Origin of the sequence: Citrobacter sp. Cf087, assembly GCF_030334285.1 — a bacterium.
Classification (GTDB): domain Bacteria; phylum Pseudomonadota; class Gammaproteobacteria; order Enterobacterales; family Enterobacteriaceae; genus Citrobacter; species Citrobacter freundii.
In genome coordinates this window covers 469109-487695 of sequence record NZ_JAOWED010000030.1, presented here as the reverse complement: position 1 = coordinate 487695, position 18587 = coordinate 469109, and the positions used below count along the sequence as shown (strand labels likewise).

The following is an 18587-nucleotide window of genomic DNA, read 5'->3' as shown; positions in this document are numbered from 1 at the left end:
TGCTTATCTCTCCAGCGTTACGCGATACTGGCGAATACGTACACCTTCATAGTTTTCCATCGACAGGCATTCATAGTTCAGGCAACGCGTTTCATCGTTGGTCTGTGGCACAATCCCCCATGCAGCCAGTTGTGTAAGTGCGGCCTGCTCCGCCGCCGGAAGCTGAGCGCGCGCGATGTCGGTCAGGCTGCCGCCATAGTCATCCAGCTGTACCGGCTGTAGTCCCACCAGAGCGATGTGTGCGGGCAGATGGCCGCGAATATCCGCCAGCGCCAGTACTTCGGAGAAGCTGTTCTGGTGCAGACTCATTTTTTTGGCGCTGAGGTAACTGGGGACTTTTTCACCGGCGTAGGTTTGCAGGGTGCCCGGCGCGAGACCGTAGTCGATGGCGTCCAGTAGCAGCAGATGACTGGCCTGCTCAACGTAACCCAGCAGATTCAGACCCTGCGTGCCGCCGTCGACGATCTCAACGTATTCCGGCCAGTGATAATGGGCGTACAGGCGTTCGGCGACGCGAATGCCAAAGCCTTCGTCTGCCCACAGCAGGTTGCCTAGACCCATCACGATGACGTGTGGTTCGCTCATGACGCCTCCTTGTCGTGCTGACGTCGGGTAAATTTGTGGCTACGGTAGCCATTGACCATGGTGGAGATGACGGTATCGTCAGACATGATGTCCTCACGAATCGCCATATACACATGGCCTACGATGAAGGCGGCGATGAACCACATCCCCAACCGATGCCAGCTGTGGATATCGAGAGAGTTCCCACCGGTCCAGTAGAAAAACTCCGTCACATAGCGGAAAGGGGTAAAAATGGCGTACTGGCTATGTTCGCTGTATAAGGCAAAACCGGTGAGGATCATAAAAACGGAGAGCAGGAAATAACCGCACATCGCCGCCTGCGCGATGGGGTTATGACCGATATCATCTCCCGGTTTTTTTTCCAGAAACAGATACCAGCGCACCACCGAAAACGCGCCTCGCCACCAGCTGCGCCGCCAGACCGGCACGATAAACAACTCGCGTGAATAGCGGTTACCGACAAAGGCCCAGTAAATGCGCATCAGCAGGATCACCGTGAATACCATGGCGGCGGAGAAATGTATCAGCCGGATGTCGCCCATATAGAACAGATAAGTGGCCTCACCGCTGACCGACGGCAGCGGTCGACCAATGAAGTATCCGGTCACCATCAACACCAACATGCAGCCCACCGTCAGCCAGTGCCACAAGCGTACAGGCGCTTCAAACACATAGTGGCTGATAGCGGTATCACGCGACTCCCCGACGCGTGGGGATGTTTTTCCAGTCATCGTTCCGTTCCTTAACGCTTAGCGAACCTGGACGGCGATAAGTTCGCTGCCGTCGTCGCCGAGTACGTGGGTTGAACATGCCAGGCAGGGATCGAAGCTGTGCAAGGTGCGCAGGATCTCCAGCGGTTGATCCGGTATCGCCATTTGGGTGCCCATCAGCGCCGCCTCGTAAGCGCCAATTTGTCCCTTCGGATCGCGCGGGCTGGCATTCCAGGTGGTCGGCACCACACACTGATAGAGATCGATTTTCCCGTCGCGAATCGATGCCCAGTGACCTAACGCGCCGCGCGGTGCTTCGGTAAAACCGATCCCGCGGCACTGCTGCGGCCAGCTTTCAGGCTCCCATTTTTCTGTGTTTGCGGTCGCCAGATTGCCGTTTTTCAGGTTGGTCATTAGCTTGTCGAAGAAATATTGCAGTTTGCTCACGGCCCACTGGGCTTCGTGCGCGCGGCACAGAATACGCCCCAGCGTCGACTGCATACCCGAAAGCGGCAGCTTGAGGGCAGACATCATGCGATCGACGGATTCAATCGTGGCGGCATCCCCTTTGTGATAGGCAATCAGCGTGCGCGCCAGTGGTCCAACTTCCATGGCGTGTCCGCGCCAGCGCGGGGCTTTAATCCACGAATAGCGTTCCTGTTCGTTGAGCTGTTTGATATCAATATCGCTGCCTTTGACATCGCCCGGGTTATACCAGGGTTCAGTAATCCCTTCGAACGGGTGACGACCTAATTGATCGTCCGGATAACGGTACCAGGCATGATCGACAAACTCCTGAATTTGTTGCTGATCGGCCAGATCCACTGGCAGCACGTTTTTAAAATCACCGTTAATCACCGCGCCGCCTGGCATCAACAGGCTCTTCGCGCTGAAGTCATTGGCGATATCCGGGAACGCGCCGTAGCTCAAGACGCACTTATCAGAAAGCCCGGTGCCAATCTGGCTCCAGGACTTATTGAACTGACCGATAGCCAGCGCGTCAGGCACCATGACGTTGTTGATGAAATCAGCGGTGCGGGTGATGATCGACTGCACCAGGTTCAGGCGTTCCATATCGACTGCCCCAACCGCGCCGCGCTGATCGATATTAATCGCGCACGGCATACCGCCGACAATCCAGTTAGGATGCGGGTTCTTACCGCCAAACACCGTATGGATTTTGATGATCTCGCGCTGAAAATCGAGTGCTTCCAGATAATGGGCAAAGCCCATCAGGTTAGCCTCAGGCGACAGTTTGTACTGCGGGTGACCCCAATAACCGTTGCGGAAAATCCCCAGTTGACCGCCGTCGACAAATTTCTTCAGGCGATTTTGGACGTCAAAAAAGTAGCCAGGGGAGGACTTCGGCCAGGCAGAAAGGCTTTGCGCCAGCTGTGATGTGGCGCGCGGGTCTGCTTTCAGGGCATTCAGCACGTCAATCCAATCCATTCCGGCTAACTGGTAAAAGTGCACCAGGTGGTCGTGGCACCAGAGTGTGGCCAGCATAATATTGCGAATGATGTTGGCGTTGTCGGGCACCTTGATACCAATGGCATCTTCAATGGCATACACCGATGCCAGGGCATGTACGCCGGTGCATACTCCGCAAATCCGTTCAACAAACGCCCAGGCATCGCGCGGGTCACGCCCCTGTAGAATGATCTCCAGCCCGCGGAACATGGTGCCGCAGGAAACCGCGTTGGTGATGATGTTCTGCTCATCAATGTTCACTTCACAACGCATATGGCCTTCAATGCGGGTTATGGGGTCCACAACCAGGCGGCGACCCGCATTGTTTAACGTATATCCCTGGGTTTGATACGAGTTGCTCATGCCTGGTTATCCTCTTTGTCCGGCCGCGGTTGTTCGGCTTCTGTTAACTGCTGTTTGTGGCGGTTATGTTGATTGACGGCGCTGGCGACTGCGTGGACGCCGACACCAGCTGCCACTACGCCGAGCGCGGTGAGGCCCACGGTGTCAGCGGTAGAATGCGTTCCCATCTGTGGAATATCGACCACACGGCTGTAGAACGAACCGCGATCCCAGAAGCCGTTCTCCGAACATCCCAGACAACCGTGGCCGGACTGGATGGGGAAGGAAACGCCGCCATTCCAGCGGGTGGTGGAACAGGCGTTATAGGTGGTTGGCCCCTTGCAGCCCATTTTGTACAGGCAATAGCCTTTGCGGGCAGCGTCATCGTCCCAACTTTCAACGAACTCCCCGGCGTCAAAGTGGGCGCGGCGGTAGCATTTGTCATGAATACGCTGACCATAAAACATCAGCGGACGCCCCAGACGATCGAGTTCCGGCAGCCTGTCAAAAGTCACCATGTAGGTAATGATGGCGCTCATGACGTCTGGAATCGGCGGGCAACCGGGCACTTTCACGATCGGCTTATCGGTAATCACTTTATCGATCGGTGTTGCCTGAGTTGGGTTAGGCCGGGCAGCCTGCACGCAGCCCCAGGATGCGCAGGTGCCCCAGGCGATAATCGCGCTGGCACCGGCGGCGGCTCTTTTAAGCTTTTCAATAAACGGTCGCCCGCCGCTAATGCAAAACATCCCTTGTTCTCCCAGCGGAGGATTACCTTCGACGGCCAGAATGTATCGGCCGTGGTAGCGGCTTAGAATGTCTTCAAAGACCTCTTCGGCCTGTGTTCCGGCGGCGGCCATCAGAGTGTCGTCGTAATCAAGGGAAATCAGAGAGAGGATGACGTCTTTGGCGAGTGGGTGAGAGGAGCGGATAAATGATTCGGTACAGCAGGTGCATTCCAGACCGTGGATCCAGACGACCGGGATCCGGGGTTTGTTTTCCAGCGCCCAGGCGATTCTGGGCGTCATTCCGGCTCCCAACCCTAGCGATGTTGCCGCGAGGCTACAATATTTAAGAAAACTGCGTCTGCTCACGCCCTTACGGCGCATCGCCTGATAAAAGGTCTCCTCGTTATTCATATTCATAACACGCGTTTCTTCCCCCGTTGAGTTCTGGCGCACGCCGCCAGCGATAATCTAAAAAAGCCTATCCGATTAGCGGGGAGAAACAATGAAAAGTGTGTGGTTATGTCCTATTGCGATATTTTCGTGCCTGTTATCTGTTTTTCGCTTTTCGGCAATAAAAAACGCACAGGGGGGACCGCCCTGTGCGTCGGGTTTATCGCGGAAGAACTTAAACCCCAAGGAATTTGCCTGAGCTGTATTTTAGGCATTACAGTGGCGGTCTAGCGCGACCGCATCATCTGATGATTACTCTTCGCTTTCCAATAATCCCATTTGCTCAATACGCTGCTGGATCAACTTTTTACGCTTCTCAATAAAGCGCGGGTAGTTTTCCACTTTCCATAAGGTTCTAGGAGTACTGGGAATACAGTGCAGATCTAAAAATTCATCAGATTGGTTTTGCAGCCATTTGTCTAATGGTTGTGCCCCTTTATCACCTGTTCCGTTTTGGTGTGCGGGTAGTAGCATACAGTTTGCTAACTGGTCTATTTCCCAGTTTTCATAAATACGCACCTGTCTACCAGTCTCTTCGTTAATTTTTTTCTGATCTTTCAGTAAGCTACGAGCAAAAATATGATCAACTTGTGGCTCGTGTTGATAGCCTGAAGCTTTATATTCCCCGCCATACCATAGGTTGAACAACAGGTGAATATGGCCGCTACCGTATCCACACCAATAAAATAAGCGCTCTTCGGTCAAATACATATTGCGGTTTGAGGTAATGATTGCATCGCGGATCTTTTTCAGATCAAAACCTTGTCGATCTTCAATGATTTTTACTAGTTTATCGATAATGCCATCGGGCTGGCCGGAAAAGACACCATTGAGTAGGGCAGGCAATAGATATTGTTTTAACGCTTTAGATTTTGCCAGCTTATCAGGGTAATGGTATTCAAGATAAACTAGCGGAATCAGTGCATTATAAGAAGTAAGTGCTTTGTCGGAGCGGATGTAGGTTTTACTAACGATTTCATCTTTTACAAAGAGTAAAGCTTTGGCGATTGCTGGCCAATTTTTGCTGATTTTCATGCGAACTTTGTCATCACGCAATTTGTCCACGTCATATTTGGCTCCGAAGCCCAGAAGTGTGGTACTTAACTTGATTAGAAAATCGCGCGAGAAGTTGAAGCGACCATTATCGTTAATTTTTTCCAGAAAATCTTCAAAGATCACATCAGCGTCAGACCACTCAGTTGAGAGTAAGGTAAACATAAGATCTGATTTGCTCAGCCTTGTACCTCCTGAGTTGGCTCGAATAAAGACCTCTACAACATCATCAAAATTGAGATTGCTGTCCTCATCACTGCTGTCGATCACATGATAAAGTAGCGCTCCCTCATTACAGAATTCATGGTGTGCGCGACTAAGGTTGATTGTTGCCTGCGAGCGATCTTCTTGGCTTAATTCCAGTGCTTCTTTCTGTACTCGCAGACTGAGGATCTCTTCAGGTAATTTCTTCGGAGAAAGAATTTCAGACATTGCCATCCACGGCCAACTGGTCTCAGACTCTTTTTTAAACTCAAAGCGGTAGCGAATATCTTCGTTGCTTTTGGGGGTTCCACTTAGCAGATCAAAATGTAGTACCTTACCGTCGATACTCCCTTTCAATGCCAAATAAAAGCTTTGCAAACGCTGTTGACCGTCTAAAACCAGCCATTTTGTCTTCTTCTTGCTGTGTTGATAGTGGGCTTTTAAATCAACTTTACCGTCATTAAAATTCTCAATAAATTTGCGGTGTTTTATCTCTTCACGTGTTTTCCATAATAACATGGAGGAAAGAGGATACTGTCGCATCACTGAGTCAAACAATCGGGCAATTTGCTCAGTGTCCCAGACAAACTGCCGCTGAATATTGGGTAGCCACAACCCACCGCCATCAGCATCTTCGTTATTAATTTCCTGAACCATCGCTTTGATTGATTTACTTGGCATTACGTTCTTCCTTGTCATTGCATGCGCTGATCGGCGCTAAATTTTACTAAAATTTAAAAAGAAGATTATCGGCAGCCAACTGACAATATTTAAAGAATGTTTGAAGGAAGCGTGATCTGTTAGCGAGATTTCAGTCAGTTGCAAATTGGCTTCTGTTTGCCACGATAACATCGATATGAGTATTTACAGACCAAAATAGAATAAAAAAACGCACAGGGGGGACCGCCCTGTGCGTCGGGTTTATCGCGGAAGAACTTAAACCCCAAGGCGATCGCGTAAGCTGTAATAGGCCGCGCCCATGGCGGTAAACGGAATGCGCAGGCTGCGGCCTCCCGGGAACGGGTAATGCGGCAGTTTGGCGAACGCGTCAAAACGCTCGGCATCCCCGCGCAGCAGTTCCGAAATCAGCCGTCCTGCCAGGTGGGTACAAGTCACGCCGTGGCCGCTGTAGCCCTGCATATAGTAAATGTTGGTATCAAGACGGCCGAATTGCGGCATGCGTGACAGCGTTAACAGGAAATTACCGGTCCAGCGGTAATCAATTTTTACCCCCTGCAATTGCGGGAAGGTCTTCAGCAGTTTCGGCATCACCAGACGCTCAATATCGTCCGGATCGCGAGCGCCGTAGACTACACCGCCGCCGTACAGCAGGCGGTTATCGCCGGTCAGACGGTAGTAATCCAGCAGGTAGTTACAATCTTCAACGCAGTAGTTTTTCGGGATCAGCGAGCGCGCCATCTCCGCCGACAGCGGTTCGGTGGTTAACACCTGCGTGCCACACGGCATGCTGCTTTTTGCCAGCGCAGGTTCCAGTTTGTCGCCGAGGTAGGCGTTGCCCGCGACAATCACAAAACGTGCCGTAACCTGACCTTTTTCGGTGCTGACCACTGCCGGGCTGGTGTGCTGAATACGGGTGACTGGTGACTGTTCGAACACGCGCCCGCCGTTCAGACGAATGGCGTTAGCCTCGCCAATCGCCAGGTTTAGCGGATGAATATGACCACCGCTGTGGTCGAGTAGCGCGCCGACATAACGATCGCTGCTGACTTCGCGGCGAATTTCGCTGCTATCCAACAGTTCAAGCTGCGTATTGCCGTAGCGTTCCCAGTTCGATTTCTGCTCCTCCAGCGTTTCCATCTGTTTGTGGTTCAGGGCCACAAACAGCCCGCCAGGACGATAGTCGCAGTCGATCTGATAACGTTTGATACGTTCGCGAATGATATTGCCGCCTTCAAACATCATACTGCCAAGCATTTTAGCGGCGTCCGGGCCGTAGGTGCGTTCAATGACGTCGATATCGCGACTGTAGGAGTTCACCAACTGGCCACCGTTGCGCCCGCTGGCTCCGAAGCCAATTCGTGCGGATTCCAGTAGCACCACGTCGTAACCCATTTCTGATAAATGCAGGGCGGAGGAGAGTCCGGTATAACCACCGCCCACGACGCAAATATCACAGCTTACCGATTCGCTAAGGGTCGGGAACGGTTCGTATTGATTGGCGCTTGCGGCGTAATAACTGCTGGTATGTTCAGTCATGATTAAGACTCCAGGGAGATCCAGATGGTTTTTAATTCGCTAAATTTTTCCAGCGCATGCAGGGATTTATCGCGTCCGTTACCACTTTGCTTATAGCCGCCGAATGGCACGGTCATATCACCGTCGTTGTAGTTATTCACGAAGACCGAACCGGCCTTCAGGCGGCGACTCATGCGGTGCGCGCGCGACAAATCGCGGGTCCAGACCGCGGCGCCCAGACCGTAGTCGCTGTCGTTGGCCAGCGCCAGAGCTTCGGCTTCACTGCTAAAACGGGTGATGACCAGTACCGGCCCGAAAATCTCATCGCGGCTGACGTGGGCTTGCGGCGCGGTGTCGACAAAAATAGTCGGGCCGATGGCCGCCGGGTGTACGTGGCTGCGGCCATCCAGCGCCAGCGTGCCTTGCGCTTCACCGTCGCGAATAAAACTGTGTACGGTGTCGGCATGCGTGTTGTCGATAAGCGTGCCCATCGTGGTTTCCGGATCCAGCGGGTTGCCCGGCTGCCAGTTTTTCGCCTGCTCTTTTAAAAGCGCGATAAACTCGTCGGCAATACTTTCTTCCAGCAGCAGACGCGTACCGGCGATACAAACCTGGCCCTGGTTATAGAAAATACCTGCCGCTGCATTAGCGGCGGCTTTCGGCAGATCCGGGCAGTCGGCAAATACGATGTTGGCACTTTTACCGCCGGCCTCCAGCCAGACGCGTTTCATGTTGCTGTCGCCAGCATCTTTGAGCAGTTGCTTGCCGGTGCGGGTCGAGCCGGTAAAGGTGATCACATCAACATCCGGATGCAGCGACAGTGCCTGGCCCGCCTCGTGACCGTACCCGCTCACAACGCTGAGCACGCCATCGGGCAAACCTGCTTTTTTAGCCAGTGCGGCCAGGCGAATCGCGGTCAGCGGTGATTTTTCGGAAGGCTTGAGGATCACGCTGTTACCCGCAGCCAGAGCCGGGCCGAGTTTCCAGCAGGCCAGCAGCAGGGGAAAATTCCACGGCACGATGGCCGCAATCACGCCCACCGGTTCGCGGACAATCAGCGCTAAATCGTTCACCGAGGTAGTGGCAACTTCACCATAGACTTTATCTATCGCCTCGGCGTACCAACGGATGGCGCGTGCCGCGCCGGGAATATCATCACGCAGGCTATGGCGAATCGGTTTACCGGTGTCGAGCGTTTCCAGTAGCGCCAGCTCCTCGTGATGCTGCTCCATTAAATCGGCGAGTTTGTGCAGCACCGCTTTGCGCTCTGCGGGTGATGCCTGCGACCAGTCCCCGCGTTCAAACACGGTGCGGGCTGCGGTGACCGCGCGGTCAACATCAGCTTTTTTGCCGCGGGCGACTTTGGCGAGCGGGCGTTGTCCTGCCGGATCCTGGGTAATAAAGGTTTCGTTATCGGCGGCGGCACAATAATCGCCGTTAATAAATAAACGGGTTTCCGGTGAATAATGGCTGGCTTTCTCACGCCAATATTTAAGATTCTGAAAGTTCATAGCTACTCCTTTTATATCAATAAGATAAAGTTCGTTGCTGATCTTTTTCAGGCAAAATCAGGCTGCACGATACCCCAGGGATGTACCCTGTTAATGCGCGTTATTTAAGAAGGCCTGAGAAATTCAGGCCGTTACTGATTAGAACGTGGTGGGAGTGTGGGCACTGATGATGCGGCAGATCCCCGCCGAGGTGTTGCTGAAGCTGTGTGGTATGCCGGTGTTAATGGCATAGCTTTGCCCTGCAACAAGAGGATACGTTTGACCGTTGATGGTCAGTATCACTTCACCTTCCAGTATTGTGCCAATCTCTTCACCCTGATGTTTAATTCTCTCCCCGGTTGTCGTGCCTGGCTGATAGGTTTCAAACATCATTGCCAGCGTACGATTCGGATTTCCGTTGTGTACCAGCTTCATGGATACTCCCTGACTCCCGATCTCAATCAAATCATCCTGATTGATAACCACCTGCGGTTCGTCAGGCTTTTCCGGTTCCGCGAAGAACTCGGAGAGCGACAGCCCATATACTTTCAATAGCTTTTGCAGCGTACTGATGGCAGGACTGACTTTATCCTGCTCTATGGTGCTGATGGCGCTATGCGTTAACCCAGACAGTTCGGCGGCACGACGCTGCGAAAGACCCAATTGCTGGCGGATCTCTGACAAACGTTTACCCGGCGCCAGGCCGTCATCGCTCATAATTGCATTTCCTTAACTGTAGTGGTCAGAGTCGCTGTTTTTCAGCGAGGTGGTTCTGACAAGCGGTGATAAAACCTTCAAGTAACAAACGCGACAGGGCGTATTCGCTACTGTTCCATTCCGGGTGCCACTGCACGCCGAGCGCGAAAGGATGGTCATGGACGCTGGCCGCTTCCACTAATCCATCCTGCGAGCGTGCTTCCACGCGCAGCTGCGGGCCAAGAGTTTTTGCGCCCTGACCATGCAAGGAGTTAACCCAAAACGTGCTGCAACCTGGTATTAACTGAGATAGCAATCCTCCCTGTTGAACCTGGACTTCATGAGATGGCGCATATTGCTGCTCCACCGGGAGTTCCGCATCTTCACGATGTTCCAGGAACTGTGAGTGATCGCACAGGCGACGATACAGAGTCCCGCCAGTGGCGACAACTATTTCCTGTAAGCCCCGGCAGATGGCGAAAATGGGAATGCGCCTTTCGAGCCCGGCGGTAATTAGCGCCATGCTCAGAAGATCACGCCCGGGATCGGCGTCAGACTCATCGCCATTTTCACCATAGAGGTGCGGCTGCACATTGCTTGGGCTTCCTGGCAGGAAGATACCATCCAGTTTCGGTAACAGCGCGTTCAGCAATTCGGGTTCCGCGAGCGCATGGGGCAGCGCTATCGGTAATCCACCGGCATTTAATACCGCATTCAGGTACTTTTCTTGCAGAGTCTGGGTCTCATGACCCTTAAGCCTGTTCCTACACATCACTACACCAATAACTGGCTTGTCAAATATATTGCCCATGATCGACCTCACGTTTTGGAATAAATTATTGCCAAACGGTTCCTTGTTGTGCAATTCCGTTCATTATTTTCTCAATCTAGCAGCGGAATAACCTTCTAGCAAACTTAATTTAACATTTGACAAACAATTTGTTTGCATCCAGAGTCGAATGGTGGACATTATATTTAACAGTCAAATCACAGAGCAGCTTACCAGGCCAACGGCGGTGAATCATGGAAACCAATATCGTAGAAGTTGAGAATTTTGTTCAGCATTCTGAAGAGAGACGAAGTAGCGCGTTTGCGCGCGAAGTTAAGCAGTATCTGGAACGCTATCCTAATACGCAGTATGTGGATGTGCTGTTAACCGACCTTAATGGTTGTTTTCGCGGTAAGCGCCTCCCGGTTGCTGGATTGCATAAGTTAGAGAAAGGCTGCTATTTCCCGGCATCTGTTTTCGCGATGGATATTCTTGGCAATGTGGTCGAAGAGGCGGGATTAGGCCAGGAGCTTGGCGAACCGGATCGGACTTGTGTACCGGTGGCAGGCACGTTAACCCCTTCGGCCGCCGATCCTGAATTTATTGCACAGATGATGCTGACGATGCTGGATGAAGATGGCGCTCCCTTTGACGTTGAGCCGCGGAACGTACTGAACCGACTCTGGCAGAAACTTCGCCAGCGCGGTCTGTTCCCCGTCGTAGCGGTAGAGCTGGAGTTCTATTTACTCGATCGTAAGCGCGATCCCGAAGGTTATCTGCAGCCGCCGTGCGCGCCGGGTACGGACGATCGCAATACCCAAAGTCAGGTTTACTCGGTTGATAACCTGAACCATTTTGCTGATGTGTTAAACGATATCGATGAACTGGCCCGTTTACAGCTGATCCCGGCTGACGGCGCAGTGGCTGAAGCCTCCCCTGGGCAGTTTGAAATCAACCTCTACCATACCGATAACGTGCTCGACGCCTGCGATGACGCGCTGGCGTTGAAACGTCTGGTACGGCTGGTGGCGGAGAAACATAAGATGCATGCCACGTTTATGGCAAAGCCTTATGAGGAGCATGCCGGTAGCGGGATGCATATCCACATCAGCGTCATGAATAACAAAGGCGAGAACGTGCTGGCCGATGCGAATGGCGATGATTCCATGTTACTTAAGCGTGCGCTTGCCGGGATGATTGATCTGATGCCCGCATCAATGGCGCTGCTGGCGCCGAATGTGAACTCCTATCGCCGCTTCCAGCCGGGTATGTATGTGCCGACTCAGGCTTCCTGGGGGCATAACAACCGTACGGTGGCGCTGCGTATTCCCTGCGGCGATCGTGATAACCATCGGGTTGAATATCGCGTGGCAGGGGCGGATGCCAACCCGTATCTGGTGATGTCGACCATCCTGGCGGGGATCCTTCACGGTCTGGATAACGATCTGCCGCTGCAGGAAGAGGTGGAAGGCAACGGACTGGAGCAGGAAGGGCTACCGTTTCCTATCCGCCAGAGCGATGCGCTGTGGGAGTTTATGCAAAACGACAGTCTGCGTGAATTATTGGGTGAGCGTTTTAGCCACGTGTATCACGCCTGTAAAAACGATGAATTAATCCAGTTTGAACGTCTTATCACCGACACTGAAATTGAGTGGATGTTGAAAAACGCCTGACAGTCGTACAGGTCATTTAAAAAGAAGTCGCATCATGCGGGCTGAGCGGAGCCAGCCCGTCAAAATTGCAGGAATACCTGCCATTTCCCGGATGTCGCGTAATGGAGCGCGGGCGACAACGGGTCTTCAGATAACCGACAGAGTTTGTGACGAGGAAATGTGATGATGCCAATGTTTAAAAACCAGCCCCGCGTGAGCATCCATGGCTCCCGCAGTAAGTACGGACCGCATCTGTGCCGTGCAACATTGACGCCTTTCTTATGGCTTTCTACCCCGATACGACCCAGGTCTGCTGTTCCCACATTTCGAACGCAGATCTGGGCTCGTCGCGGGGAGGAAAGCTATGTCGACTAATTCTTCTGTGGATCTTGCAGCCCAGCCGGGCAAAGCACAGCTGCGTAAATCTCTCAAGCTGTGGCAGGTAGTGGTGATGGGGCTGGCCTATCTCACGCCGATGACAGTGTTTGACACCTTTGGCATTGTTTCGGGTATCAGCAATGGCCATGTTCCAGCCTCCTACCTGCTGGCCCTGGCGGGCGTACTGTTTACCGCCATCAGTTACGGAAAGCTGGTGCGCCAGTTTCCGCAGGCCGGTTCGGCCTATACCTATGCGCAAAAAGCGATTAATCCGCATGTGGGGTTTATGGTCGGCTGGTCGTCACTGCTTGACTACCTTTTCCTGCCGATGATTAACGTACTATTGGCGAAAATTTACCTTTCCGCGTTATTCCCGGGGGTTGCGCCATGGATTTGGGTGGTGCTGTTCGTGGCGATCCTTACCGCGGCCAATTTGAAAAGCGTTAACCTGGTGGCGAACTTCAATGCCCTGTTTGTCCTGGTGCAGGTGGCGATCATCGTGGTGTTTATTTTCCTCGTGGTGCAGGGGCTGCACAAAGGCGAAGGGGTCGGGACCGTCTGGTCGTTGCAACCGTTTATTAGTCAGAATGCGCATTTGATTCCGATTATCACCGGGGCGACCATTGTCTGCTTCTCGTTTCTCGGGTTTGACGCGGTAACGACTCTCTCTGAAGAGACGCCAGATGCTGCGCGCACCATTCCAAAAGCCATTTTTCTTACCGCGCTGTACGGTGGACTGATCTTCATTGCCGCTTCGTTCTTTATGCAACTGTTCTTCCCGGACATTAGCCGATTCAAAGACCCGGATGCGGCGCTGCCGGAGATTGCGCTGTACGTCGGCGGCAAGTTGTTCCAGTCTATTTTTCTGTGCACCACCTTTGTGAATACGCTGGCGTCAGGTCTGGCGTCGCATGCCAGCGTTTCTCGCCTGCTGTATGTGATGGGCCGCGATAACGTCTTCCCGGAGAAGTACTTTGGTTATGTCCATCCCAAATGGCGTACTCCCGCGTTGAACGTCATCATGGTCGGGATTGTGGCGCTGTCGGCCCTGTTTTTTGATCTGGTGACCGCTACGGCGCTGATTAACTTTGGCGCGTTGGTGGCCTTTACCTTCGTTAATCTGTCCGTGTTTAACCACTTCTGGCGTCGTGAAGGACGTAAGCATACCTGGCAGGAAAAGTTGCACTATCTGGTATTGCCAATGGTCGGTGCCGCCACGGTAGCCGTACTATGGGTGAATCTGGAAGTGACATCGCTGACGCTGGGACTGGTATGGGCCGGCGTTGGGCTGGTGTATCTCGCGTACCTGACCGGACGCTTTCGTAAACCGCCGCCGCAGTTTGACGCCGCGAAATCTGAGCGCGCATGGGAGTGATGGAAACGGAATCGGCAGAGATCTGGTAATGACGATTAATATTTAGCAGTGGCCAGATTTACACCATCGGATGTGAAAGTCGGCCGTAGCTTTCGGCTAGTCAAATGAAAACGGTATGCCACGGTGGAAAGTCGTGGCATACCTGCTTAGCGGTGTTGTTTACTGAACCGCAAGTCGATTTTTTTCCCTGATGCGATTGATCAATTCCATTTGCTCGTGGGTTGCCCTTACCAACAAACCGTCCAGAACGGCATCGTTATATTGTTCACTTGAATAGGTTAATTCAAATAACCCCATCTTAATGATAATATCGCGAACCGCTTCATTTGGATCGTTAGCAAGTCTCAGTCGGATTTTCTGGCTGCTTCGTGGAGCAAGGAGCCCACTAAACAGGCACCGAGCCAAATCGCTTCGAATCGTGACATCAGGATCATTTGCCAGTTGCTCTTGCACCAGAAGAGAGAGCGGATTCATGCGATCTGATTCTTCAATCAACTTTCTTTTAACGCTGTTATCTATATCCTTTGCTAACAATATCTGGACCTCTGGCGTTAACCTTTTATTTTTCGCCAATGCGAGCCTTATTCTGAGATCGTTATCTTTTATCAACCGATGCTGCACTTCTTCACTCAGTGGCGAATTGAAGAGTCCTTCCGAACCTCTAGCCAGTGCTTCCCTAACACAGATGGCATCATCTTCTACCAGTATGAGTTGTGCCGACGGATGCAGTTTAGGATAAGAGGCCATTTTCTGGCGAATTGACAGATCGCTATCTCTGGCAAGAAGGGTTTGTGTTAGAGGATTCAGTGTAAAGAGATAGTTTTCCTCCTCTGGTATCAGGTGGGCACGTACTCTTTGGTCTCTATCGTTTGCCAATTTCACCTGAACTGCTTTTCCTGGGCTTTGTGAGGCCGCAACTGCGCAGCGTACTTTGACCGATTTATCGTTCGCCAGTTGCCATTCGATCTCGCGATCTGTCCACCAATCACGTAACAGGGCGATGCGAACCTTGTCTTCATCATCAAGGAGCAGCTCGTGGAGAATCTTAGTATTCGTATTTTGGTTGGCCGCCAGTTTCTGACGCACATTGGCCTCTTTGTGCGTAACCAACTCTTCTTGCCCATCCCTACTCAACGCCGGGTTACTGGCTAACGCTTCGAGTATCTCTACGCTGCAGTTCTCCAGATTCAGGATTTTATTCTGTAGGGCTTCCGATAGCGCGGAATTACCAGCCAGCGCTAGCGCGATTTTTGTCACACTCTTCGTTGATGGTAAACCTGAGTTTGCCCTCATGCTGGCTAAAATCGACTGTACGCTTTCCATCGCCGTGGCCAGATTGTTTACCGCCAATTCTGTTTTATAGATGCGTTCCATTAACGGTTCGCCGATTTGTGGGTTGCCCGCTAGATTCTCGCGTATCGCAGCTGAGCCCGAGTCGTAAAGCTGCGTATAGTACTCTTCATTGAGATGCTGATTTAGTGCAAGCGCCAGTTGTACTTCCTCTTCATCCTTTATTAATTTACCAATGATTGGAGCGGTAAGGGCATTGTTCCTGGCCAGTTGAACACGGATTTCGCTATCATGCATTTCAGCGAGCTGCGCCATGATTGGACCCGTCAGGTTGCGATTACCTGCTAACGCGTAATGCACTTCCTGGTTACCGTTATCCAGTAATTGCTGTTGAGTTAATGCACTTATAGTGGCGTTACTTGCCAGCTCTTTTTGAACATCGTAGATATCATTGGCTAGTCGCTGCTGTACTTCACTCGGTAGATTTTCAGTGTAAGCCAACGATTTTCGAACCTGATGGTTTTGATCCATCGCGAGATGATGTATAGCTTTCTCTGGCAGCGAATTGCGCCAGTGTACCAGGCGTGCACGAACATCATCATCGCTATCATCCATTAAGGTACAGATCGTGTCGTCCGCAATGTTAGCATTGCCAGCTAATGTCTCACGTACTTCTGTGCAGCTGTCTTTGGTCAGTTGTTCCTGAACCTCAGGGTGAAGAGCGTAATTGCTGGCAAGGGCAATACGAATTTTTTCTGACGGATGCTGGCTCAAATTGTTTTGCAACAGGGCGCTATCAAAGTGTTTGCTACCGGCGAGTTCTCTAAGAACTTCATCTGTGTCCTTGAGCAAAGAGTTTAATGCGGGATTGGACAGATTAGGGTGTTCGGCAAGCTTGCGACGAACCGAGACACGCGTATCCTGAGTCAGCCGTATCTGTGCGGTTGCAGTCAGGTTGGGGTTAGACGCTAATGACTCCCTAACTTCCGTACATTCATCTTTTGCTAACTCTAGTTGTACAGCTTCCGCGAGTAATCCTTCACGGCGGCGTTTAGCCAGTGTTTCACGCACGTCCTGATCGCTGTCCAGCGTCAGGATCTGTTGTACCTTTTCGCTAAGCCCATCAAGATCTGCTAGATCTTCACGCACGGTAAAATCGTGGTCCCTTGCCAGTATTTCCTGCGCCTCAGGGTGAAGATTGCTATTGCGCGCCAAACGTCGGCGAATAGAGACCCTGGAATCCTTCGCAAGTTGTAATTGCATTAATTTACTGAGATTTTTATTGGTAATCAGCATCTCGCAAACGTCTAATTCTGGATCACGCATTAAATGTTGAAGCAATGTACTATCTGTGCTGTTGCTGGCGAGCTGGAGTCGATGTTGAATAGTGAGCTGAAGCCGTTCGAATTGTGTTGCCATCAGATCATGCGGTGCATTTGCATGTATACAGGCCAGATGTAAAAGATCGATGTCAAACTCAGGCTGGTCATTAACAATGTTAATACGTTGGGTGAGTACCTGCTCAGGACAGTTCGGGTTACGATATACTGCTTTGCGTACGTTCAGGTCTGCATCTGCCGCCAGTTTTTCCAGTAAATCATCCGGACAATCTTCGCTATTAGCGACCTCTGCGCGGCGCAACGAGTTTGCACTATCCGCCATCTGAATCATCTGCGCTACGCTAAGACCATCGCTGGTGGAAGCTGGTTTGAGCTTGAGTTTCTCAAACAACTCTTCGTATTGGGCAACCTGTTCACGCAGGGTCTCACGTAACGGAACTGTAAGCTGGATAGCAGCTTCCAGATCTTTCAGCTCCAACTGGCGGTTTTCAAGGAATGCTATTTCTCGAGCTTCGTTGATAGCATTCTGAATATCTGCACCTGCATAATCACGGCACTGTGTTACCAGCTTATTGCGTTCATTCTGGGTCAGTTCAAGCGACTCACCTTTCAGATGGATGTCCAGAATAGCTGCTCGCTCTACGCCGTTGGGGAATCCGACGTAAAACACCTCATCGAACCGTCCTTTACGCAGCAACTCTGGAGGGAGCACGGTAATATTGTTAGCAGTGGCAATGACAAATACCGCACCGGTTTTTTCTTGCATCCAGGTCAAAAAATAGCCGAAAAGTCGTGAGGAAACCTCCGAACCACTGCCACTGTTCATGCCGACAAAGGCTTTTTCCAGTTCGTCGATCCACAAAATACAGGGGCTAATTGATTCTGCCATTGTTAGCGCCCGACGCATATTATGTTCACTTTCTCCGACGTACTTACCCAATAATGAGCCGATATCAAGACGTAGGAGTGGCAACTGGAATAAACCGGACGCTGCTTTGGCTGCAAGAGACTTCCCACAACCGGGCATACCGGCGATAAGTACACCTTTAGGCGCCTGTACGCGTGAATCGCGAGCTTCACTCAGGCGGCGGAAAATCTGGGCGCGGCGAGTGAGCCAGGTTTTAAGGTTCTCAAGACCGCCGATGTCAGTTGCATTTTCGATTACGTGCAGCATCTCAAGCACGCCACTTTTTGCGATAATCTGCTCTTTCCCATGCTGGATAAGAGCCAACGCCTCGTCATTAATTTGTTCATGCTGTTGACGAACTAGTGCTAATACTGATCGGATCTCTTCCTGGTTCAGTCCGCAACACGCAGTATGCAGACGCTGATGCATATTTTCCGGGACAAACAGATCAAGCATCTGGCAAAAACTGCTGAGCTGCTGGTTAATTTCCTCACCCTGGGGCAGTGACAGGGGGAGCAAGGTGATTTGCGACTCGATTTGTACTGGGATGTGCAAAGTTTCTGAAACAAGTACTACAGCCGTTTTGCTCCGGTGGTGGCGCTGAATGCGGTTGAGCAATTGCTTTAACCGTGCAACGGCGAGTGGCTGGTTTTCCAGTGCACTGCGGGCATCTTTAATGATGAGGAGTTTTCCGTCCAAATCGTCATCGAGCAGCGAAGGTAAACTTTCTGCTAGTTCGGTGGCCTGACTCTGCGTGTTCCGAGGCTGCTTGTTATGGAAATCAACCCAGCCATATCCAAGGTTCCACTCTTTGGGAGACAGTGTCAGTTCTGTACTTATTTCCTGCAATAGCGTATCGACTCGGCTTTCTTCGCCGGAGTGGATGTAAAGCCCTGGATATCCAGCGAGGATATGGGATTTTATCTTGGTCTTAAGTTCGAGCAGATTCATC

Annotated in this window: 12 protein-coding genes; 2 read left to right on the top strand and 10 right to left on the bottom strand. The window is 51.8% G+C overall.

Annotated features, from left to right (window positions below; translation table 11 throughout):
• Positions 1 to 3 precede the first annotated feature (3 nt).
• The 9 genes from hyaD to puuD form a co-directional block, all read right to left on the bottom strand.
• On the bottom strand, positions 4 to 585 hold the full coding sequence (gene hyaD, locus OGV57_RS16100) for a hydrogenase 1 maturation protease (protein ID WP_032948613.1): 582 nt from the start codon (positions 583 to 585) through the stop codon (positions 4 to 6).
• Complete coding sequence (hyaC, locus tag OGV57_RS16095; protein WP_054528113.1) at positions 582 to 1316, bottom strand: Ni/Fe-hydrogenase b-type cytochrome subunit; 735 nt, start codon at positions 1314 to 1316, stop codon at positions 582 to 584. The genes hyaD and hyaC overlap by 4 nt, the downstream gene beginning before the upstream one ends.
• 18 nt (positions 1317 to 1334) lie before the next feature.
• The gene (gene hyaB, locus OGV57_RS16090; protein WP_008321012.1) at positions 1335 to 3128 is read right to left on the bottom strand and encodes a Ni/Fe-hydrogenase large subunit; all 1794 of its coding nucleotides are present in this window, start codon (positions 3126 to 3128) and stop codon (positions 1335 to 1337) included.
• Positions 3125 to 4246 (bottom strand): hydrogenase 1 small subunit, encoded by a 1122-nt coding sequence (gene hyaA / locus OGV57_RS16085; protein ID WP_054528670.1) that lies wholly within the window; start codon positions 4244 to 4246, stop codon positions 3125 to 3127. Before hyaA ends, hyaB begins: the two co-directional genes overlap by 4 nt.
• Before the next feature lie 291 nt (positions 4247 to 4537).
• Positions 4538 to 6223, bottom strand: coding sequence for a DUF262 domain-containing protein (locus tag OGV57_RS16080; protein ID WP_046669775.1), 1686 nt, complete (start codon positions 6221 to 6223; stop codon positions 4538 to 4540).
• A gap of 255 nt (positions 6224 to 6478) precedes the next feature.
• Positions 6479 to 7759, bottom strand: a complete 1281-nt coding sequence (locus OGV57_RS16075) for an NAD(P)/FAD-dependent oxidoreductase (protein WP_048233116.1) — start codon at positions 7757 to 7759, stop codon at positions 6479 to 6481.
• Positions 7760 to 7761: 2 nt separating this feature from the next.
• On the bottom strand, positions 7762 to 9249 hold the full coding sequence (puuC, locus tag OGV57_RS16070) for an aldehyde dehydrogenase PuuC (RefSeq protein WP_054528114.1): 1488 nt from the start codon (positions 9247 to 9249) through the stop codon (positions 7762 to 7764).
• A gap of 138 nt (positions 9250 to 9387) precedes the next feature.
• The gene (gene puuR, locus OGV57_RS16065) at positions 9388 to 9945 is read right to left on the bottom strand and encodes an HTH-type transcriptional regulator PuuR (RefSeq protein WP_003830877.1); all 558 of its coding nucleotides are present in this window, start codon (positions 9943 to 9945) and stop codon (positions 9388 to 9390) included.
• Between the two features lie 25 nt (positions 9946 to 9970).
• The gene (gene puuD, locus OGV57_RS16060) at positions 9971 to 10735 is read right to left on the bottom strand and encodes a gamma-glutamyl-gamma-aminobutyrate hydrolase (protein ID WP_032937033.1); all 765 of its coding nucleotides are present in this window, start codon (positions 10733 to 10735) and stop codon (positions 9971 to 9973) included.
• A 212-nt stretch (positions 10736 to 10947) separates the two neighbouring features.
• On the opposite strand from puuD, the gene OGV57_RS16055 reads away from it, so the two are divergent.
• On the top strand, positions 10948 to 12366 hold the full coding sequence (locus OGV57_RS16055) for a glutamine synthetase family protein (RefSeq protein WP_032937032.1): 1419 nt from the start codon (positions 10948 to 10950) through the stop codon (positions 12364 to 12366).
• A 343-nt stretch (positions 12367 to 12709) separates the two neighbouring features.
• Positions 12710 to 14098 carry an APC family permease gene (locus OGV57_RS16050; RefSeq protein WP_003838705.1) on the top strand — a complete coding sequence of 463 codons (1389 nt, stop codon included), beginning with the start codon at positions 12710 to 12712 and terminating at the stop codon, positions 14096 to 14098.
• A gap of 159 nt (positions 14099 to 14257) precedes the next feature.
• Here the strand turns inward: OGV57_RS16050 and OGV57_RS16045 are convergent, their stop codons facing one another.
• Positions 14258 to 18586 carry an AAA family ATPase gene (locus OGV57_RS16045; protein WP_044699269.1) on the bottom strand — a complete coding sequence of 1443 codons (4329 nt, stop codon included), beginning with the start codon at positions 18584 to 18586 and terminating at the stop codon, positions 14258 to 14260.
• Position 18587: the final 1 nt, after the last annotated feature.